Source organism: Chryseobacterium sp. X308 (genome assembly GCF_020733145.1).
Taxonomy (GTDB): Bacteria; Bacteroidota; Bacteroidia; order Flavobacteriales; family Weeksellaceae; genus Chryseobacterium; species Chryseobacterium cupriresistens.
The window spans coordinates 85,830-108,204 of the sequence record NZ_JAJFZH010000017.1 but is presented as its reverse complement, the minus strand read 5'-3'; the positions used below and the strand labels follow the sequence as shown (position 1 = coordinate 108,204).

Below are 22,375 nucleotides of genomic sequence, written 5' to 3'. Positions count from 1 at the left end.
TCTAAAAGGAATAAAGAAGTGAGGACATTTCTAAAGCACAATATACTTCCTGAGTTATTTAGCCAAAACTGTTCTCTCACCCCTTTTGCTTTGTATGTAAATTTATTCTTTTGCAAACATAGGAGCCTAAACCTATAAAAGCCTACACATAACATTTGTTAATCAATATCAAAACAGGTAGATTGATAAATAAAAAAGGCTGTTTCTCACAAATGAAACAGCCTTTTTACAATAAATTTAGGAAATGGAAATGTTTTCATGGTGGTTAAGAACTCCAACTTTCAGCATGCATTCCTTCATTTTTTGGTAAGTTCTTTTGATATCGTGGTCAAGACCGATGGAGAATCTGATCAGTCCATCTGAAATTCCTATAGATGCTCTTTCTTCTTCAGGGATTTCAGATGAGGTAGATTTTCCTGAGCATGAGAATAAGGTCTTATAGAACCCTAAGCTCACAGCAAGATAACCCAGGTTCTCTGTCTGCATCAGTTCCATCAGTTCGTTTGCTTTTTCTGTTGTTCCGGCATCCAGGGTCAGTAATCCTCCGTATCCGTATTCTTCATGAATCATACTTTTCATTAATTCATGGTTTTTGTGGGATGGTAAGCCCGGATAAGATACTTTTAAACCATCTTTTTCAAATCTTTCAGCCAGATACATGGCATTGTGGCTGTGCTGTTTGATTCTGATGTGTAATGTTCTCAGATTTTTTAAGATACTTGAAGATCGTAAGCTGTCCATGGTTGGGCCAAGAAGCATACATGCTCCGGAATTGACATTTTTGGTATCATCAATGAATGCCTGACTGGCACAATATACTCCTCCTACCGTATCACTGCTTCCGTTGATGAACTTTGTCAGGCTGTGAATCACGACATCAGCCCCGAATAATGTCGGAGAAATTGAAAGAGGGGAGAAGGTATTATCTACAATCAGTTTCAGGTTGTATTTCTTACAGATTTCGGAAAGCTTTCTAAGATCTGCTACTTCAAGCAGCGGATTGCTGACACTTTCACAATAAATGACTTTAGTATCGGGAGTAATAGCTTTTTCTATAGATTCAAAATTATTGATATCTACAAAAGTGGTCGCTACATTGAACTGAGGGAAGAAATTTTTTAGAAAAGCATAGGTTCCTCCGTAGATAGTCCGGCTTGAAATAATATGGTCTCCACTTTTGCACACCTGCATCAAAACAGAAGTTATTGCTCCCATTCCGGATGCTGTAACGTTGGCAGATTCTGTGTTCTCCATCTTGGCAAGAGCCTGTGCCAGATAAAGATTCATCGGTGATGAATGTCTGGAGTACAGATAGCATCCTTCCGCATTGCCTTCGAAAGTATCAAACATTGTCTTTGCAGAAAGGAAGGTATAGGTAGAGCTGTCAGAGATAGAAGGATTCACTCCCCCGAATTCACCAAAATACTGAAGATCCTGGATCTCATTGGCTGCGTTAAAGTTTTCCATAAATATTGTTTTTATTTTATGGTCTCAATTTGCATTAATTTGTTAATTATTACAACATAAATTTGAATTTATAGAAAATAAAACTGTGAAATATTGTTTATTTAGAAAAAATATTTAGTATCTTCGATGGTATTAAACTTTTACCAAAAAATTATCTATGGAACTTGACGAAACTGATAAGAAACTTTTGTCTTTTTTACAGGAAGACTGTAAACAAACCACCAAAGAACTGTCCGCTAAGCTTGGATTGTCCGTTACAGCAATTTATGAGCGTGTAAAAAAGCTTGAAAATGCTGGAGTTATTTCAAAATATGTAGCCTTGCTGGACAAGAGTAAAGTTAAGAAAAATTTTATCGTTTTGTGTCATGTGAAACTAAGCCAGCATAAAAAAGAATTTGTCCTTCAGTTTGAAAAAGAGGTAATGGACCTTCAGGAAGTTACGGAATGTTTCCATGTGAGCGGAGATTATGATTATATCCTTAAAATAGGAGTGAAAGACATTGAAGATTACCGCAGTTTTATGCTGACGAAACTTACAACACTTCAGCACATCGCAAGTACGCACAGCTCATTTATGATTTCCGAAGTTAAAAATACGACGGCGATTGTATTGTAAGCTTATCGCAGGTTTTTTGATCTAACTGTATGGAAGATCAATGTTTATAAATATCTTCTTTGGTCATTTTGTCGATAAAATAGTGAAGTCTTTTAATCTCGCTTCTGCCTCTGTTTTTGTCATTCAGAAAGCAGGTCGTCACGATAACCATTTTTAAATCTGGAATGATGCAGATAAGCTGTCCGCCATATCCGGTAGCCACAAAAGCCTGATGTCCGTTGGTTTTTCTCCGCCACCAGTAATAGCCGTATCCATTGGCACCCGGCATCACATCCCAGGAATCCAGTTTGACATGCTCAGCTGTCGATTCCTGAATCCATTTTGAGGAAACAATCTGTCTGCCTCCCAATTTTCCGTTATTCAGAATCATCAAACCAAATTTCAGCATATCTTCAGGTTTCATAAACATTTCCGAACCTGCAATATTCCTGTTCATGGAATCTGTATCCCATCGGGGAACATTGATCTTTAATGGTTTAAAAAGGTTTTCTGCTGCAAATTGTTTCAGATTGGTTTTCACAATTTTTGCCAGTGCTGCTCCGAAAAGGTGGGTTTCACCGCTGTTATAATTGAATACGGTTCCCGGATACTCTTCAAAAGGAAGATCCAGTACAAATTTTACAGGATCACCGGAAAATGACATGGCTGTTGAGATTTTTGAATTTTCAATCCAATCGAAACCACCTTGCATGGTCAGCAGATTTCTTAACGTTAACGTATTTCTGATCGAATCATGAGCTACCTTTCCTTCAATATTGGAGATATTTTTGAAACTGCTTCTTGAGACATTGTATTCCGGAAGAGTTTTTAAAACCGGTGTATTGAGATTGGGAAGTATGTTTTTATCTTGCGCAATGCCTGCCAGAACAGAGACGATACTCTTGGTAACGGACTTTATACTGAAGATGGTTTCTTTGTTGGCTCCGTGGGAATAATACTCATAAATCAGTTTGTCATTTTGGGAAACAATGAACGATCCCAGAGAAGGAATACTGTCGTTGATCTCCTGTTTGAACTGATCTGTAAATTCTTTTGGTAACTCTTTATTGAAAGCCGCCTGCGACTTTACTTTAGGGCAGAATAGGGTAAGGCACAGCATTGTGATAGCCTGCAGAAGTTGCCTGGATCTCATTGTTTACAAAGAAGGGATAAATTATTAGCTGATGGAAAAAGTAACAACTATACTGATCCGGATGAATCTATATAGCTGATGCTTTCAATGCCCTAAATTATGAAAAACAATGAACTTTTAAAATATATTTTACCTGATATTTTTATTGCAGTTTTGTTTTAATAAATGATCCTCAGAAATTATACTAATACTCCGTTTTTGGAAGCAATAGGATCCGGAAGATCTGTTTCACCGCTCATCTGCAGAAGGTCTATTTCAATCGTTCTGCAGATAGACAGCATAGGGACGTCAAACATTAATCCCGCAAATGGATTTTCAGAATAATCTCCTACCAGTTCCATGATGATATAAATCCATCCGATAATGATACAGAAAGGAATAGAGGTCCATATTCCCCAATCTCCCAATTTGGCAAACTCGTTCACTAATCCCAGTGGAAGAAGCATGATGAACAGAATATTAAAAACAAAAGCTGTACTGGCAAACTGTCTTGGAGAAGGGAACTTTTTGATTCTCTCCGCCTGTCCCTGGAAATTGTAGAATTCATTCAGGCTGTTTTGAAGCTGAGTCTGATTGAAATCTGTAATGGCATTCATATTTTTCAGCTCGTTGATGTCTTTCGCCTGTTGGGCAATAAGATAGGTAGCAAAATTTTTATAATCATTTTTAAGATCATACTCTTCCTCTGACAGATATTTGTGCAGGAAAATAGGAGCTCTTCCGTAGTCAGGAAAACCGGCTTTTATTAACCTGTTTCTTCTCAGGTTGATATTCCCGAATTTATTATTTTCTGTACTGATATGCTCCCATTCTGTAGGAATCAAAAGCTGTTCCCGGAAAGTGTATAACCATGCTATATGACGGTAAACGATTCTTCTTTTACGGTCTTCAAGATCAAAAACACCAATTTCTTCGTTTTTAGTATCGAAGGCATATACCATAGAGGCAAAAGAACGGCTGGAATTCACAATTCCACCCCAGATTTTTCTGGCTTCCCAAAGTCTGTCATAAGCCTGATTGTTTTTAAAACCTACAAGGAATGCTTCTGCCGTACCAATCAAAGCTACAGGAACCCATGGAATCGTCATCCACTGCCAATTGAAAAAATAGAAAAGGACAGCGATCAGCGTACACCAGATTGAAATCAGTATAAGATGAAAACCTGATAAATTGAGAACCTGCTTATAATTGACATATTTAGTAGTGATCATAAAGAAGTATGGAATTTTTGGTGCATATAAACAAAATAGATACCAAAATGAGACATCTGTTCTGTTGATTAAAATTAATAAAAAAAACCTCTGATTTTTCAGAGGTTTCAATTATTTAATATTTCAGCATTTCTTCGATCTTACTGCTAAGCTTTTCAGCATTTGGAAGCATTTCTTTTTCCAGAACAAGGTTGATAGGAACAGCAGGTACATCCAGTGATCCCATTGTTTCTACCGGTGCGTCAAGATACCTGAAGCAATTTTTGGAAATACGGTGTGCAAAAGCTTCTGCAAAAGAGTTATTAAGCTGTTCTTCTGTCAGAACGATACATTTTCCATGCGCTTTCACTCTTTCGAAAACAAGTTCTTCATCAAGAGGGATCAATGTTCTTAAGTCGATCACTTCAACTCTTCCGTTGAAACTCTTAGCTGCTTCTTTAGCCCAGTAAACTCCCATTCCATAAGTAACTATCAATAAAGTTCTGCCTTTTTCGGTTTCATCCTTATCTGCTTCAATAATTACTTTACCTTTTCCAAATGGAAGAACATAATCTTCAGCAGGCTCTATCGTTTTGGCATCTTCAGTTCCCGGAACTTTACTCCAGTACAATCCTTTGTGCTCCAGCATCACTACCGGGTTCGGATCATAATAAGCTGCTTTTAGCAAACCTTTAAAATCTGCAGCATTACTTGGGTATGCTATTTTGATTCCTTTGATATTAGCTAAGATACTTTCCACACTTCCACTATGGTAAGGACCGCCGCCGCCATAGGCTCCGATAGGAACACGGATGATATTGCTTACCGGGAATTTTCCACCGCTTAAATAACTTGATTTTGAAATTTCCGTAATCAACTGGTTGATTCCCGGATAAATATAATCTGCAAACTGAACCTCAACAATTGGTTTCAGCCCAACAGCGCTCATTCCGGCAGTAGATCCTATGATATAAGCTTCCTGAATGGCCGTATTGAATACTCTTTTGCTTCCGAATTTTTTTCCTAAAGTAACCGTTTCACGGAAAACTCCACCGATTCTTTCCCCTACATCCTGCCCATAAAGAAGTGCTTCAGGGTGTTTCCACATCAGTTCCTGGATGGCATGGATGGCAGCATCCACCATTACAATTTTTTCTCCGTTGGCGGGTTCACGTGTCCCTGTTTCCTCAGTAATGGGAGTTGGGGCAAAAACGTGCTGCATTACGGTTTCAGGCTTTGGATCCTCTGCATTTTTAGCTTTTTCAAAAGCTTCTTCTGCTTCAAGACGCGCCTTTTTAGTGATTTGCTTTAAAAGATCTTCATCAACACCTGTTTCCAGTAAATGTTTTCTAAGGATTTCTCCCGGATCTTTGGCCCTGTGTTTTGTTAAATCTTCTTCGTCTCTATAGAATTCTCTTCTTACTCCTGAAGTGTGATGACCGATCAATACCGTTTTGGCACAGACAACAAGAGGCTTTCTTTCTGTTCTTACAAAATCTACGGCTTTTTTCATGGCTTCGAAACTTTCCACAAAATCAGTTCCGTCTACTCTCATTCTGCTTAACCCCGTGAATCCTGCTACAAAATCGTATGCATCACAGGTTCTTGCTTCGTCTTTCGTTACGGAAATTCCCCATTCGTTATCCTGAACAAGGAAGATGATCGGAAGCTGATGCAGGGCAGCAAACTGTAAAGCTTCACTCACTTCACCTTCTGTAACAGAATTGTCTCCAAGACTGCAAACCACAACAGGATTGTTTTCAAATTGCTGAAGATTGAAATCCTGAATATATTTGATTCCCTGTGCTACTCCTGTAGTAGGAATAGTCTGCATTCCAGTAGCGGAACTCTGGTGAACGATTTTTGGTTTGTTTTCATCCCTGCTTGAAGGGTGGGAGTAATAAGATCTTCCTCCCGAAAAAGGATCATCAGCTTTTGCCAGTAGTTGAAGCATTAGTTGATAAGGTTCAAAACCGATTCCTAAAAGAATGCTTTCGTCTCTGTAATAGGGAGAAACCCAGTCTTCTTTTTTAAGCTGATAGGCTGTCGCAAGCTGGATGGCTTCGTGGCCTCTGGAAGTACTGTGAACGTATTTGCATACATTTCTGTTTTCTTCGTAAATATCCGCCATTGCCTTGGCCAGCATCATATGATTATACGCTTTGAGTAATATATCCTGAGAAACTTTTTCGTGAAGTGCATTTTCCATAGGAAGCAAATATACATAAAAAAACAAAATACTAACAACTGTTAGTATTTTGTGAAAAATCTTTGTTTATATAGGTTATTCCTTGATCACTTTTTTAGAAATAACATCTTTGTCTGTTTTTATTTCAATGATGTAAATTCCCTTCGTGTAAGCAGATAAATCTATCGGTTCTTTGTCATTGCTGATCTTCCCTTTCTGTAACTTCTTACCTGAAAGATCATAGACATTGAATGTGGAATTTTTAGGAGCTTTCAATACATTGGTGAAGTCTTTTACAACCGTTGGTGCGATCGTTATGCCATCAGATGTTCTTAATCCGACATCCTTGGTTCCCAGTACTTCACTAAATCCTGATGCAATGATAGAATAATTCTGAGGGGAAGTGACACTTGGTGAAGCGTTGTTTTTCAATGTACCTTTGTGGGAAATTTCTATTCTGTAAACAGTTCCTGGAGTTGGATTATCAATTACAACCTGTTCTACATTGTCTACTGTATTATCTCCTTTTGCAGCAGGAGCCATTGGGTCTGATGCATTTAATTTCCACGGCTGATAAATTGTGCCTGTTACAGTGTCAATAATTCTTAGATCCAAATCATTTATTAATCTGGAACTTCTGTTGTTGTAAGCATCTGCCCATGTTAAGTTTTCAGAAACTACATATTCAGGATCAATCCAGGATATGGTTACTTTTAAGGGTTCAGATCCGGATGCTTTAACTATTTGGGCATTAACCGAACCGTTATTTAAGGTTTCATCATTAAATAGTATGGTATTATTGGATTTTCCTACAAGAAGTTCGGCTCCTTTTTTTGCATTGATGTATCCCCAGCCATTCCATGGATCCGGGCCGACAGTTCCTGCTTCAGATGCAGAGTGGATCATTAAGGTTTTTGCAGAGGATGCATTAAGCTCAAGAGCAGGATAAAGTTGTTTATAAATCTGCATCCAGACTCCTATGATTCCGGTAACAATAGGCCCTGAAAAAGATGTTCCGCTGCCCACGTTATATAAACTGCTGCCTGTTGTATTTTCCACTGTGGAACCATATCCTACATTAGTTCCTGTAGTAATAATGTCCGGTTTTATAGCACCGTCATCTCTTGGACCTGCGCTGCTGTAGCTTGATTTTATTACATCTGTAGCAGAGGAGTATCTTTTGTCACTAGCAGTCAGAATATCAGAAGCTCCCACTACGATAATATTTTTTGCCAAAGAGCCGGTGCCGATGCAGTCATATCCTAAAGCACAGTTGTTTTGTGGTATTGTATCTGTGGCTGCAAATTGTACATAACTTCCCGCGCTGTTTTTATAATATTTAGCTAAGGTGCTTCCTGTTGGCCCCATTCCATATGAATTTCCGGCTGATTTAACGATAACATAGGTGGGATTGTTATACACTATATTGTCATAAGTCTGATCACTGGTAAGATAGGTTCCCTGTAGATCCATGCTGGTTCCGGGACTTGTAAATTGCCCGTTCCATAACCAAGCAATTCCATAAAGCATACTCCAACCAGGGTTTGTGCCGTATGAATGATTGGATATTTTGGGCTGTGCCAGGACTATCTTTTCAAATACCGTACTGGGAGCAGAAGCTCCGGGTAATGTTGTAGTAGCGAAGGCATAATTGTCAAAAGTTGAATTTTGTGCTATTCCTCTTAAATTCGTAACCCGGGTCGTTCCATTGGTAAAGGTAAATGTATAAGGATAGTCTTTGGCACCGATAAATCCTGTAACAGCAGTGGCGTGTGAACTGTAATTCATGGTACTGGCTTCTTTATTATTAACCCTGCCTGCCGCGTTGTTAAACAGTTCATGTCCTTCAAATGCTCTTCCGCCATCAAAGATGGTATATTTAATATTTTCGCCGTTAAATGAACCTGTCAACCCTGTGATGCTGCCATTCTGTAAAAAGTCTGCATTGGAGTTTTTTATTTGATCCAAATCATCCGACTGATAGAAATAAGGCTTTCCATCCGGATCGAATCCTGCCAAAATTTTTCGCTGTTCTTCGAGTTCTTTAAATGTCTTAGGGTTTTTATCAGACTCAAAATGCTTTGAGAGAAACAAATCAAATTTTTTGTTGTTTTCTATTCGTTGCCGTTCTAATGTTTTTTTTAAAACTTCATTACTGTTTTGCGCATTCATGACAATGGTTGTCAGTATGCCGATCGAAATAAAAATTTTTTTCATTGTGATATTTTTTATGGTTGTTGGTTGTTAAATGTATGGATAAAATGCTTTTATTTTTAGTTTTGTGTAATTAAATATTGTTTTTGTTGATTATTTTAATATTTTATTTGGTTATTTATGAATAATCTAATATTTTAATTTGTGTTTATAGTTTTTATTTTACTGGATTTAAATGAGAATTGATGGTTTTTGACAGGAAAACAGTTAGAAAAAGTCCTGAGATTAGCATTCATGGTGTTTTATATGTGTAATTTATCATTTGATGGAGAATTAATTGGAAAAAAGCAAATCCGTAGGAGTAGAAAAAATTTAGCTTTATATTTCTAAGAGGCGGAGATTTTATATTCTGAAACCAGGGTGGTGATTAGAAAAAAATGAAGTAACTTTACATTCTCTTTTATAAAAAAGTTAGAACATTATATGTATTTAATTTTTGACACAGAAACAACCGGTTTACCAAAAAATTTCAACGCTCCGCTTTCAGACTCGGATAACTGGCCCAGAATGGTTCAGATTGCATGGCAGGTGCACGATGATGATGGGAACTTGATTGAAAACCAGGATTATATAATAAAACCTGAAGGGTATGATATTCCCTTCAACGCAGCACGTATTCACGGAATTACAACCAAAATTGCCAATGAAGAAGGCCGTGATCTTCAGGAGGTTCTTGAAGAATTCTCTACCGTTCTTGAAAAAATCAGGGTGGTTTCCGGGCATAATGTAGAGTTCGATTACAATATCGTAGGAGCAGAATTTTACAGAAAAAACCTGAAAGATAACCTTCAGGAAAAGCCTAAAGCGGATACCATGATTTTGGGAACCGACTTCTGCCAGCTGGGCGGTGGCCGGGGAGGCCGTTTTAAACCTCCGAAACTTGAAGAATTATATGAAAAGCTATATGGGAACAAATTTGATGAAGCCCATAATGCTGCAGCCGACGTAAATGCAACGGCCAGAGCTTTCTTTGAAATGGTAAGAATTGGCGTAGTTCCTGCTGAAACATTAAAGATTTCAGAAGATCAGCTCGCGTATTTCAGAAGCCTTTATCCGGACCCGATCAAGCCTTTCAATATTGTTATCAGAAGGCAGGTTGCTGATTTTCATAATAAGAAAAAGCAGCAGGATTTCGGAAGCATTGATGAAATTGATTTAGGTAAATATTTCAATTTTGATAACCATAGTGTTTTCTCTACGCTTACGGCTACCTCAAGCATTAATGACCTGATTAAAAAAGCCTCTGATGAAAATTTCCCTGCTGTCGGAATGGTGGATCTTGGAAATATGATGGGAGCTTTCAAGTTCGTCTCGGCAGTAGAGGGAGCTAATGCAGACAGAGCAAAAAAGCATAAAGAATATCTGGCAAAAAAGCAGGAAGCAGAAGAAAACGGAACAGAATTTACTGAAGAAGAGCCTGTTTCAGAACCGCTTATTCCTGTAGTGGGTTGTGAGTTTTATATTTCAGACCGTTACGAACAAAAGCAGTTTACCAAAGATGATCCGGACAGAAGAACACAGGTTGTGCTTTTGGCGAAAGATTTTAATGGATATAAAAACCTGGCAAAACTCTCCAGTATCGGATTCCTGAAAGGATTCTATTTTGGAGTTCCCAGGGTGAGCAGGGAGTTGATTGCTCAATATAAAGAAGGAGTCATAGCTTTAACATCCGGAATTATGGGGGATATTCCCGACGCGATCTTAAATACCGGTGAGCAGAAAGGAGAGGAGCTTTTCAAATGGTGGAAAGACACCTTTGAAGATGATTTTTATGTGCAGATTCAGAATCACAAACTGCCTGAAGAAGAACATTTAAATGAAGTTCTTTTGTATCTGGCAGATAAATATAATGTGAAAATTTTAGCTCAGAACGAAACCTTTTACACCAATAAAGATGATTCTAATATTCAGGACATTGTAAGCTGTATCAAAGATGGTGAAAAGCTTACTACGCCTATTGGAAAAGGATTCGGTAAAAGGAGAGGGCTGGCGACAGGCGAATATTACATCAAAAATTCTGATGAAATAAAAGAAGCCTTTTTAGCCTATCCTGATGCTTTTGATGCCTATGAAGAATTTACGGCAAAATTTAAACCTTATACCTTAAAAAGAGACGTACTTCTTCCTAAATTTGATATCCCTGCGGAATTTATCCATGCAGAAGATGAGGTAGACGGCGGAAAAAGAGGGGAAATGGCTTACCTTACCTATCTTACCTATGAAGGTGCCAAGAAAAGGTATGCAGAAACGGGTATTACTGATGAAATTAAAGAACGTCTTGACTTTGAGCTAGAGGTAATTGCCAATACCGGTTATCCGGGTTACTTCCTTATCGTACAGGATTTCTGTAATGAAGCCCGTAATATGGGTGTTTGGGTAGGCCCGGGAAGGGGTTCTGCTGCAGGATCTGCGGTTGCGTACTGTATCGGAATTACCAATGTAGACCCTATCAAATATGATCTCCTTTTTGAGAGATTCCTGAATCCTGAAAGGGTTTCCATGCCCGATATTGATATTGACTTTGATGATGAAGGGCGAGATAAAATTATCAAATGGGTTGTTGAAAAATATGGAAAAACTCAGGTAGCACAAATTATTACCTATTCGGTGTTGGGAGGAAAATCTGCCATTAAAGATGCCGGAAGGGTTTTGGATGTGCCTATTCCTGATACCAATAATATTGCCAAGCTGATTCCTCCAAGTCCAGGGATGAATATTGCAAAAGCTTTAGCGAAGTATGATAAATTAAAACCGGAAGAACAGATGCTTGTTGATGAGATGAGATATGTTCTTGAAAGTCCTGATGATGCACGACACGGAGTTTTAGCAAGTGCTAAAAAAATGGAAGGCTGTATCAGAAATACCGGAATTCACGCCTGCGGGGTTATCATTACGCCGGAAGATGTGAGTAATCTTGTTCCGGTTACCATTGCAGCAAAAGATGCTGATATCTTGGTGTCGCAGTTTGATAACTCTGTTGCGGAAAGTGCCGGTCTTTTGAAGATGGATTTTCTGGGATTGAGAACGCTGACCATTATTAAAGATGCATTGAAGCTTGTGAAAGCAAGATATGGAGTGGATATTGATCCGGATCTTATTCCGCTGGATGATGCCAAAACCTATCAGCTGTTTAAAGAAGGAAGGACAGTCGGGATTTTCCAGTATGAAAGTCCGGGAATGCAAAAATACATGAGAGAGCTTAAACCGACGGTTTTTGCCGATCTTATCGCCATGAATGCCTTGTACCGTCCCGGTCCGATTAAATATATCCCGAACTTCATCAACAGAAAGCACGGAATTGAAGAGATCGTCTACGACTTACCGGAAACAGAAGAATATTTAAAAGAAACATACGGAATTACCGTTTATCAGGAGCAGGTAATGCTTTTGTCCCAGAAACTGGCCAACTTTACCAAAGGTGAAGCCGATACGTTAAGAAAAGCAATGGGTAAAAAGCAGATTGATGTTCTTAATAAAATGTACCCGAAATTTATTGAAGGAGGTAGAAAAAACAACCTTAATGAAGAAAGGTTGGAGAAAATCTGGAATGACTGGAAAGCCTTTGCAGAATATGCCTTCAATAAGTCCCACTCAACATGTTATGCATTCATCGCTTATCAGACCGCCTATTTAAAAGCTAATTATCCGGCAGAATACATGGCGAGTGTAATGAGTAATAACATTAACAATACGGATTCAATCACCATGTTCATGGAAGACTGTAAAAGTATGGGTGTGGATGTTCTGGGACCGGACGTGAATGAATCTCAATACAAATTCTCCGTAAACGAAAAAGGACAGATCCGTTTTGGGTTGGGTGCAATAAAAGGAATTGGGGAAGGACCAAGTGAAGCAATTACAAGAGAAAGAGAAAACGGAAGGTTTAAAAATATTTATGATTTCTTTGAAAGAATACTGCCTTCACAGATGAACAAAAGGGTAGCAGAAAGTTTGGTGCTTGCAGGTGCTTTTGATGAACTGGATGCTTTCCATAGGGGACAGTACTTTGATATTGACATGGCAGGAAAGACCAATCTTGAAAGACTGATCAGATACGGGCAGAGTTTCCAGGAAAGCAAAAACGAGATGGAGCACTCTTTATTTGCAGATTTTGCAGAAGAAGTTCAGATTGAACAGCCTAAACTGGCTCCATGTCCGGAATGGCCTAATATGCATAAGCTTAATAAAGAAAAAGAGATCATTGGCTTCTATCTTTCTGCTCATCCGCTGGACGAATTTAAATATCAGTTCCAGTTTATGCAGGGACAGCTTTCTAAAAAAGCGGTTCTTGAGAAAAATGAAGAGGACAAGGTAGTTACCGATGAAGCGCCTGTTTTGGAGCAGGATGCCCTGGACGATGCTGTGGATCTTACGGAAATTGTTTCAGATGATGTAGTGGCAGGAGAAGAGGAAGTGATAGAAGAAGTTACTAAGAAGGCAGAGCCAAAAGGGAATTTCTTATTTCTGAATCTGGATGAGGTGGATGCTTACAAAGAGCAGGCTTTTTCCAATAAACAGGAAGGGTTGTTTGAAGAGAAAAAGAAAGACTGGAAAACCCTTCAGAAAGAAAGAGAAAATGGCGGTGGTGGTAAAGAATATACTGTAGCCGGCCTTATTACCGAATACAGGGTTCAGGACGGTTTCAGAAGCGGTGAGAAAGTAGCTTTTGTTACACTCGAAGATTATTCCGGTTCCTATTCATTCAGGCTGGGAGACAGAGATTACATGAGATTGAAAGAAAAGCTGGAAGTTCAGAGATTTGTGATTTTTAAGATAAAATTTGCCCAGGTAAAAGATGGCAGGGTCTTCGTTAATGTAAATGATGTAATTGAACTTCAGGAAGCATTTGAAAGATTTGCAAAAAGTATATCGTTGGTAATGGATGTGATGGATGTAAGACCTGAAGATCTCGACTTTTTCAGAACGGTTCTCGACAGAAACAAAGGAAACCAAAAATTGAAATTCTTTATCAAAAACCTGGAAGATGACTCCCATATTGAAGTTCAGTCTATGAAACATTCGGTGGATCTGAATGGTGATCTGATAAAAGAAATTCAACTTCTTAATAAATATGAATTTTATTTAAACTAGAAAAATACATGATAAAGAAAGGAGTGGCTTATGCCACTCTTTTTTTTGTTTATATATTATCAGTATTGATGAAAAATTTTAAATAGTTTTTCGCTTAAAATAGAAAAATTTACTGAAGTCTATTTTGGTTGTATAGTATTTAAGTATCTGTTATTTAATTAGTTGTTATTTTTCATCATATTGCTAAATAATTATACAATTTAAATAAATGTTTAATTGTATAATGTTTTAATGGTGTTTTTTATTGTTTTTGTATAAAAATTTATGATATTTTCTAATATTTCATTTAAAATTTAAATTAATATTTATACATTTACCGCCCTAACTGTTATTATTTACTATTTTATGAAGAAATTACTACTTTCGTGTCTGGCTTCCCTGAGTATGGGAGTCTATGCGCAAACCGACGTCGCCAACTATACTTTTTCAAAAAGTACCGGGGTGGCTTATACTTCCATTACAGGAGGTACAAAATTATTCCCTTCTGGGACTAATACGACTTATGACAATGATGTATCCGCAGCAATTCCATTGTCTTCTCCTTTTAATTTCGGTGGTGTTGCTATGACCACATGTTATGTGAGTGCCAATGGATTTATCACGTTTGGAGCAGCTCCTTCCGGGACAAACTACACTCCAATGTCAAGTCTGGGATCAACTACAGGGGCAATTTCTGCTTTTGGGCAGGATGGAGGCTTTTCATCATCAGATGCAACACAACCAGCGGGAAATCATGAAGTGAGATATGAAGACCTGGGAACTGAATTTGTTGTACAGTGGCAGGATCATGCCAATTACTTTAACAGATCTACTGAAAAGTTAAATTTTCAGATCAGATTGGTTTATGCTACAGGTGAAATAAAGATCATTTATGGAAGCTGTACAGATCCGGGTACCAGCACTTCAGGCAGTACTCCACAGGTAGGGATAAGAGGAAACAGTACTACTTATGCGTCCAATGTAAATTCCCTGATGATCGGAAACGTGCCGTCCGGAACTACGTGCGATTGGTCTAAAGCTGTCACCGGTAATGCTGGTAGCAGTACAATGCTTTTTTCCAGCACAACCAACGCAAGTGTTAAAATCCCTGCCGGGCTGCAATATAAATGGACACCAGGCACACAGGCTCCGGTAAGGACTTTTGCAGCTGCCACTGCAATTACCAACAATGCTGCTACTGTAAACTGGACGGCTCCGACAGGTGCAACAGCTTACAATGTTCAGTATAGAGAAGTCGGAAACTGTGATTGGACAGACCTTGTTGGTAATCCGGTTTCTGCTGCAACTGCTACAATTACAGGGCTAACTCAAAATACAAGCTACCAGGTTCAGGTTCAGGCTTTAAACGGATCAGTGAAATCTATATATTCTCATATTCCAAATGCAGCCGGAACGGGGAATGGGTATGCCTCGTCAGGGTCTTTTACCACTACACCTAACTGTGCAAGTACAGTAACCGGTCTTTCTTCTTCTGCTCTCACTCCTGAATCTGCAACAATAAGCTGGACAGCTTCTACAATACCTCCGGGTAATGGATATGAGTATTATTATTCTACATCCTCCACAACTCCGCTTGCAACGGCTACGCCTTCAGGATCTGTAGGTGCCGGGGTAATAACAGCTGATTTATCTGGCCTGACTCCTTCAACTCAGTATTATTATTGGATAAGAGGAAATTGTAATGGAACAGATAAAGGAAATTGGTCCAGCTCTGCAAACTTTACAACACTTGGGCTATGTCCTACCATTACCGCTCCTGCATCCAATGCTACAGGAGTAAGTGTAACCCCTACGATTACATGGAATGCAATAAATGGCGCTGCCGGGTACAAACTGAAAGTTGGAACTACCTCAGGAGGAAATGATATTGCAGATATGGATATTGCAGGCGGAACTAATAATTCTTATACTTTCGCAGCTCCTTTAAACTTTGCTACTGCCTATTATTATTCTGTAACTGCTTATACAGCTAATATTGCAGGACCTGCTACCGCATGTACGGTAAGATCATTCCAGACGGTATGTAATTCATCTAATTTACCTTATACTTTAGATTTTGAAAATGTTACAACACCTGCATTACCAATTTGTACAACAGTGGTAAACAGTGGTTCCGGAAATTCATGGAAAACAGCAACTGCTCCGGCTGGATTTACAGGGAAAGTGCTTAATTATTCCTATAATAGTTCTAATGCTGCCAATACATGGTTCTTTACCCAAGGTTTAAATCTTACTGCAGGAGTTAGCTACAGAATCAAATATAAGTATGCGAATGCATCAGGAACCACACAATATCCTGAAAAATTAAAAGTTGCTTACGGATCTTCTGCTGCAAGTGCTGCAATGACAAATACTTTAGCTGACCACGCCAATATTACAGGTGGAACTGCTACATATGCGTTTGTAGACTTTACACCAGGCACAACAGGAGTTTATTATTTCGGATTCCAGGCTTATTCTGCTGCTAATATGAACCAGATTTATGTTGATGATATCAATATAAATGTAACTCCTAGCTGCTCTGAACCATTGGCTGTTACTGTTTCAGGGATGACAACCAATGGAGCAAATGCTTCCTGGACTGCTCCGGCTACTGCTCCTGGAAGTGGATATGAGTATTACTATTCTACAAGCAGTACAGCTCCTACAGCGTCTACTGCAGCTTCCGGAACCAGCGCTACCACTTCAGCTCCTTTGTCCGGGTTATCTCCTTCCAGTACTTACTATTTATGGGTGAGATCGGTATGTAGTTCTTCCGATAAGAGTGCGTGGAGTTCTCAGGCTGCTGTTTTCAATACACTTTGTGGAACTGCTATGGCTCCTTTTGCTCAAAACTTTGATAATGGAGCAGCACCCAACTGTTGGAGCAGTATAAACCCTACGGCAACAGGTACCGACGCCAATCTGTTCTGGAAGTTCTCAGGGTCTGCAGATTATGGTGCAAGTCCGGCTAATAACCAAAAAGCGGCAGGTACATATGCATGGGTAGATGCAAGTTCACCATATAATGGAGCGGGTGCCAACACGGTTCAGCTGGTTACTCCTCCTGTAAATTTAACAGGATTAACCGCACCTCTTGTTTCTTTTGACTGGTTTAAAAACCATTCTACCACTTCTTCTACAACGGTTTCACCTTCCACTTATGATAATAACAAGCTTACGGTAGAAGTAAATGATGGAAACGGATGGGTAGTTATCTTTAGTGATAATACCAACTCAAACCAATGGAGAACAGTTGCTGTTCCTTTGGCTGCTTCTTATATCGGAGCTACTATTCAGGTAAGATTTACTGTAGATAAGAATGTAAGTGGTAACGGATATTATTATGATGATGTTCTTTTAGATAATGTTGAAATAAAACAAAACCCTAATCTGGCAACTTCTGAAACTGCAGTAAAAGAAAACAAGATTAATATATATCCTAATCCGTTTACTGATACGTTGACAATTTCTGATGTATCCAAGGTACAGTCTGTTTTAATTGTTGATGTTTCCGGAAGATTGATTAAGACTATTGATAAGCCATCTTCAGAACTTCAGCTGAGAGATCTGAAAGAAGGGTTATATTTAGTGATCCTGAATATGAAAGACGGATCTAAACAAACCCTTAAAGCAATTAAGAGATAAAATAGTTTCTTGAAAAACAGGAAAAAAAGAGGCTGCTCAATTTGAGCGGCCTCTCCTTATATAGGTAAATTGCTTTTTATTAAAGAAAAAGTTTAATTCATTGTGATATAATTAAATAAATATTTTTTTTATTGCTGATTTTCACTAGATTTGATTAACTAATACTGTTTTTATATGAGAAATTTTTTACTTGTTGGTTTCTTAATGGCCGGCTTTTTATCTTCTGCGCAGACTTACTGTACGCCTGCTTTTGCCAGTGGGTGTAATGGAGGAGATGTGATAGATTCTTTTGCAATTCCGGGTGCCGGATTTGATCATCCTAATACAGGTTGTTCTACTGATGCCTATGGAGATTATACCTCTATGACGATCAACCTGAGTGCAGGTTTGAGTTATGATTTTAGTGTTAAACATGATTACAGTGATCAGAATGTCCGTATCTGGATAGATTTCAATAACGACGGAACTTTTGATGATGCCGCTCCTGAACTTGTAGCTACGGCAAGCAGTACTCTTGTAGGAGCCAATAATATTACGGCCGGACTTATAACCATTCCTGCTACCGTTACTCCTGGTACTTACAGGATGAGAGTAGGCGACAGATTCTCCAGTGATCCTATACCTTGTAATACAGATGGGTATGGAGAAGCCCATGATTATACGGTAAACATTGGTGCCGTTCCGACCTGTTTTGCACCATCTGCTTTAACGGTATCTGCTGTTACGGCCAATTCTGCTCAGATCGGATGGACAGCTCCTTCTTCTGCGCCGGGAAGCGGTTACGAATATTATTATTCAACTTCCGGTACATATCCTACTGCTGCGACAGTTGTATCCGGATCTATCAATGGGCTGACTACAAATCTGCCATCCCTTGCACCAGCCACTACCTATCATGTATGGGTACGCTCTGTATGCAGTACTTCGAACAAAAGTGCATGGTCCCAAATGGCAACATTTACAACATCATGTGTCGCTGTGGGAGTACCTTACGCGTTGGATTTCGAAAGTATAACTCCACCTGATATGCCGAATTGTACTTCGGTAGTGAATGATGGTGCCGGAAATATGTGGGAAACAGGTGATCTGGATGCCCAGGGATTTACAGGTAATGTTCTTCAGTATTCTTACGATTATGCTAATAATGCCGATACCTGGTTTTTTACCAATGGAATCAACCTTACCGCAGGAACGACCTACAGAATTAAATATAAATATGCCAATGCAGAAGGAACTGTGTATGCTGAAAAATTAAAAGTAGCCTATGGAACTTCAGCTACCAGCGCTGGAATGGCAAATACCTTGGCGGATCACCCGAATATTGTTACCAGTACAGCAACGAGCGCTTTTGTGAATTTTACGCCAGCAGCTACAGGTGTTTATTATTTTGGATTCCAGGCGTATTCTGATGCTAATATGAATCAATTATATGTTGATGATATTAAAATCGATGTAGCACCGGCTTGTAGTGAACCTAATGCATTAGTTGTTTCAAACATTACCGCTGCAGGCGCTACCGTTTCCTGGGCAGCAGCTACTCCTGTTCCTGCAAACGGATATGATATTTATTACAGCACAACCAATACAGCACCTACAGCAACAAGCACACCTAATTTTACGGGAGTTACAGCAACTACCTATAATATTCCAGGCTTAGCTTCTTCCTCTGTGTATTATGTATGGGTGAGATCTGCGTGTAGCGCAACAAGCAAAAGTGCATGGAGTGATTCTGCCACATTTACAACATTATGTTCAAGTGCAAACCTTCCTTATGTTGTAGATTTTGAAAATGTTACTGTTCCAGAGCTTCCAGGTTGTACAATGAATGTTAATGCAGGGGCTGCAAATAACTGGGAAACAGCGGATCCTCCTTCTGACAGCCAGGGATTCACTACCAATGTACTGAAATATAAGTACAACTCTTCCAATTCTGCCAATGCATGGTTCTTTACACAGGGATTGAACTTAACAGCAGGAGTACAATATACAATCAGTTATCAATATGGTAATAATTCATCAACTTATGCTGAAAAACTGAAAGTAGCATATGGTACTTCGCCTGATGCGGTCGCTATGACGGGCTCTATAGCAGATTATCCTTCAATCAATGATGGAATTGCTCATACAGAATCTATAACATTTACAGTTCCTGCAACAGGGGTGTATTTCTTTGGATTTAATGCTTATTCAGATCCGGATCAGTATAATCTGTATATAGACGATATCAGTATTAACAATGCCAACCTGGCAACATCCGAAGTCGCTGCAGCGAAGAATAATATCCAGATTTATCCTAATCCATTTACAGATGTGTTGAATATCTCCGATGTGAAAAATGTGAAAAATGTATCTGTGACAGATGCTACGGGAAGATTAGTGAAAACCATTGGTAACCCCGAATCTACGATCCATTTAAGGGATGTAACGCAGGGAGTTTATCTGATAACGCTTGAAATGAAAGACGGATCTAAACAAACGATCAAAGCCATTAAAAAATAATTCATCATTTAAATAAAAAAAGGAAGACGGGTCATATGTGATCCGTCTTTTTTATTGAGATTAAAGAGTATTTGAAAATCTTGATAAAAAAAGATGAGTGAAATGTTCAGCTCATCTTTTTATTTTATCCAGGTTCGCGATGATTGTAAATTGTTTATCGTCGACAATTGCACATCACTCATCATTTATCGGGTACTGGCTGTATATCGCCTGTATTCATAAGATCAAAAACAGCAGGGAAGAACATTACTAATATAAAATAAATGATGACCATCAGTACAATCAGTGCAAAAAGAATAATTACTAAGCTATTGGGTCTGTTTTTCTTTTTTGGTTCCATGATTTTGTGGTGTTTGATTAATGAATTTTACTTATATCAAATATTAAGCTAATTTCTTGCCACATTTCTTACAATACCTTGCATCATCATCAATATCTTCATTGCCACAGCGTTCGCATACCATTTCCAGGTTTTGTCTTTTGTTTCTCATTTCTGCTGTTACAATACCGGTAGGAACTGCGATAATAGAATAACCGGCCAACATAAGAATAACCGCAAAAAACTTGCCTAAAGGCGTAATAGGAGATACATCACCATATCCTACAGTAGTTACCGTAACAACGGCCCAATAGATTGATTGCGGTATCGTTTCAAATCCAGGTCTTCCACCTTCTACCATAAACATAAGTGAGCCTACAATGACTGAGAAAATGATCAGGAAAAGAAGGAAAATGTAAATTTTTCTTGAACTGTTCTTTAATGCCCTTACAATGAAATACCCGTCATTCATAAAATCCAGTAAATTGAAGATCCTGAAAATCCTCAACATTCTCAACATTCTGAAAATCAGGAAATATTTGGTAATGGGAAAGAAAAAACTAAGAAAAAAGGGAACCAGTGCCAGAAAATCTATAATTCCGAAAAAACTGAATATATAGCTCCGCTTATTTTTTACCACTGCAATCCGCATGGAATATTCCATTGTAAAGAAGATGGAAATAATCCATTCAAGAATCAGAAAGGTATAATGGAATCTCTTATCAAGCTTAGGTACACTTTCCATCATGATAATAGCAGTACTTGCAAGAATTAAAGACAATAATATGATATCGAACAGTTTTCCAAGCTTTGTATCGGAGCGATAAATTATCCGGTAAAGGAATCTTTTCCAGAGAGTGTCCTCAGGAATAAGATTATGTTCTCTTTCCATTTATATAGGGTTATTTCACAGCGAAGTTAATAATTTCTATAAAGTATATGGTAAATATATGATTGTTAAAAGAATCCTGCAAATGTTAAAACAAAATCTATCATTGAAAAGTGAATTATGTGCAGTTAATTTAATGGTTATCAATATATTATATTAAGTAAAATACGAATAAAATATGACATATAAAAATATTTTTTTTAACATTTTTAGCATTCAACTTTGTAATTTTATTCTACAAAAGCTTTATATCATGAGAAAAATTTTAACCTTTTTAATGCTGTTTTTGATAAGCAGTTTTGCGTATGCTCAGGTTGGGATTAATACTGTAACGCCAAATAGTGCTTCAGTACTGGATATAGTTTCCAACCAGAAAGGAATTCTCATTCCTCGTCTTACTGATACTGACCGGGATACCAACCTGGCTGATAATGACGTTTCCACTGTACCTCCTGCAGGTGTAGTAAACGCTAACCTTACTGCAGGAACTCTTATTTATAATACGACAACGAATAACTTCCAGTATTGGGATGGTACCCTCTGGAGACAGCTTTTTGTTCCCACATCATCTCAGGCTGGTAACGACGGTGTCGTTAAAGTAAATTCTGGAAACGCAAATGTAAAACCCTCATTCAATTTAACGGCATCAGGAAGCGGCTATGGCCCGAGACAACAGGTGCTTTATGCCACACCGCTGGTTTTTGCTGCAAGCCCTACTACAAGCTGGCCGGAAACTACCGTTCCATTTCCGGGGGTTACGAGCAATATCTATATTGCGGCTACCGGTAAGTGGAGAGAAAATGAAATTAACGGGCAGGTTCATTTTTGGAGAGCAATCGCTACAATCACTCCAGGTTCCAACTCTTCAGGATCCATAAAAGCTACTTTTAAAAATCCCGATTCCGGTTTTGAAATCAATTCTATCCAGCTGGTTCCAAGCGGCTCCAGTGGAACAGGTAATATTCTTACCTTTTATTTCTATACCATTGCAGACCCTGCGAGTCTTGATCCGGGAAAAGGCTATCAGCTTTTTATGGAATCCGATATCAACTGTGGCGTAGTAGTAGATTCCTTTACAAGAGTATCGCTTTTCAAAGATTAATAGTCTTATTGAGTTCTTTTTTTAATATCAAAACAAAACCG

General features: G+C 38.5%; 12 protein-coding genes. 5 read left to right on the top strand and 7 right to left on the bottom strand.

Features of this window, described 5'->3' with window-relative positions:
* Positions 1–237: 237 nt before the first annotated feature.
* Positions 238–1,467, bottom strand: a complete 1,230-nt coding sequence (locus tag LIV57_RS17190; protein WP_227943593.1) for an aminotransferase class I/II-fold pyridoxal phosphate-dependent enzyme — start codon at positions 1,465–1,467, stop codon at positions 238–240.
* A 157-nt stretch (positions 1,468–1,624) separates the two neighbouring features.
* Between LIV57_RS17190 and LIV57_RS17185 the strand changes: the two genes are divergently transcribed.
* The gene (locus LIV57_RS17185; RefSeq protein WP_110009280.1) at positions 1,625–2,083 is read left to right on the top strand and encodes an Lrp/AsnC family transcriptional regulator; all 459 of its coding nucleotides are present in this window, start codon (positions 1,625–1,627) and stop codon (positions 2,081–2,083) included.
* A gap of 37 nt (positions 2,084–2,120) precedes the next feature.
* On the opposite strand, the gene LIV57_RS17180 is transcribed toward LIV57_RS17185, so the two are convergent.
* The 4 genes from LIV57_RS17180 to LIV57_RS17165 form a co-directional block, all read right to left on the bottom strand.
* The gene (locus LIV57_RS17180; RefSeq protein WP_227943592.1) at positions 2,121–3,215 is read right to left on the bottom strand and encodes a serine hydrolase domain-containing protein; all 1,095 of its coding nucleotides are present in this window, start codon (positions 3,213–3,215) and stop codon (positions 2,121–2,123) included.
* Positions 3,216–3,394: 179 nt separating this feature from the next.
* A complete protein-coding gene (locus LIV57_RS17175) occupies positions 3,395–4,426 on the bottom strand; it encodes a bestrophin family protein (RefSeq protein WP_110009282.1) in 1,032 nt (343 codons plus the stop codon).
* 115 nt (positions 4,427–4,541) lie between these two features.
* Positions 4,542–6,614 carry a thiamine pyrophosphate-dependent enzyme gene (locus tag LIV57_RS17170; RefSeq protein ID WP_227943591.1) on the bottom strand — a complete coding sequence of 691 codons (2,073 nt, stop codon included), beginning with the start codon at positions 6,612–6,614 and terminating at the stop codon, positions 4,542–4,544.
* A 75-nt stretch (positions 6,615–6,689) separates the two neighbouring features.
* Positions 6,690–8,810 carry a S8 family peptidase gene (locus LIV57_RS17165; RefSeq protein WP_227943590.1) on the bottom strand — a complete coding sequence of 707 codons (2,121 nt, stop codon included), beginning with the start codon at positions 8,808–8,810 and terminating at the stop codon, positions 6,690–6,692.
* Positions 8,811–9,230: 420 nt separating this feature from the next.
* On the opposite strand from LIV57_RS17165, the gene dnaE reads away from it, so the two are divergent.
* The 3 genes from dnaE (at position 9,231) to LIV57_RS17150 (ending at position 20,024) form a co-directional block, all read left to right on the top strand.
* Positions 9,231–13,898, top strand: a complete 4,668-nt coding sequence (gene dnaE / locus LIV57_RS17160; protein WP_227943589.1) for a DNA polymerase III subunit alpha — start codon at positions 9,231–9,233, stop codon at positions 13,896–13,898.
* A 345-nt stretch (positions 13,899–14,243) separates the two neighbouring features.
* Positions 14,244–17,525: a fibronectin type III domain-containing protein gene (locus tag LIV57_RS17155; RefSeq protein WP_227943588.1), complete on the top strand. Its 3,282-nt coding sequence runs from the start codon at positions 14,244–14,246 to the stop codon at positions 17,523–17,525.
* Between the two features lie 174 nt (positions 17,526–17,699).
* Complete coding sequence (locus LIV57_RS17150; protein ID WP_227943587.1) at positions 17,700–20,024, top strand: GEVED domain-containing protein; 2,325 nt, start codon at positions 17,700–17,702, stop codon at positions 20,022–20,024.
* A 181-nt stretch (positions 20,025–20,205) separates the two neighbouring features.
* On the opposite strand, the gene LIV57_RS17145 is transcribed toward LIV57_RS17150, so the two are convergent.
* Together LIV57_RS17145 and LIV57_RS17140 are read right to left on the bottom strand one after the other, a co-directional pair.
* Positions 20,206–20,364 (bottom strand): hypothetical protein, encoded by a 159-nt coding sequence (locus LIV57_RS17145; RefSeq protein ID WP_171006318.1) that lies wholly within the window; start codon positions 20,362–20,364, stop codon positions 20,206–20,208.
* A gap of 43 nt (positions 20,365–20,407) precedes the next feature.
* Positions 20,408–21,235, bottom strand: coding sequence for an ion transporter (locus LIV57_RS17140; protein ID WP_227943586.1), 828 nt, complete (start codon positions 21,233–21,235; stop codon positions 20,408–20,410).
* Between the two features lie 250 nt (positions 21,236–21,485).
* On the opposite strand from LIV57_RS17140, the gene LIV57_RS17135 reads away from it, so the two are divergent.
* The gene (locus LIV57_RS17135; protein ID WP_227943585.1) at positions 21,486–22,334 is read left to right on the top strand and encodes a hypothetical protein; all 849 of its coding nucleotides are present in this window, start codon (positions 21,486–21,488) and stop codon (positions 22,332–22,334) included.
* The last annotated feature ends 41 nt before the right edge of the window (positions 22,335–22,375 follow it).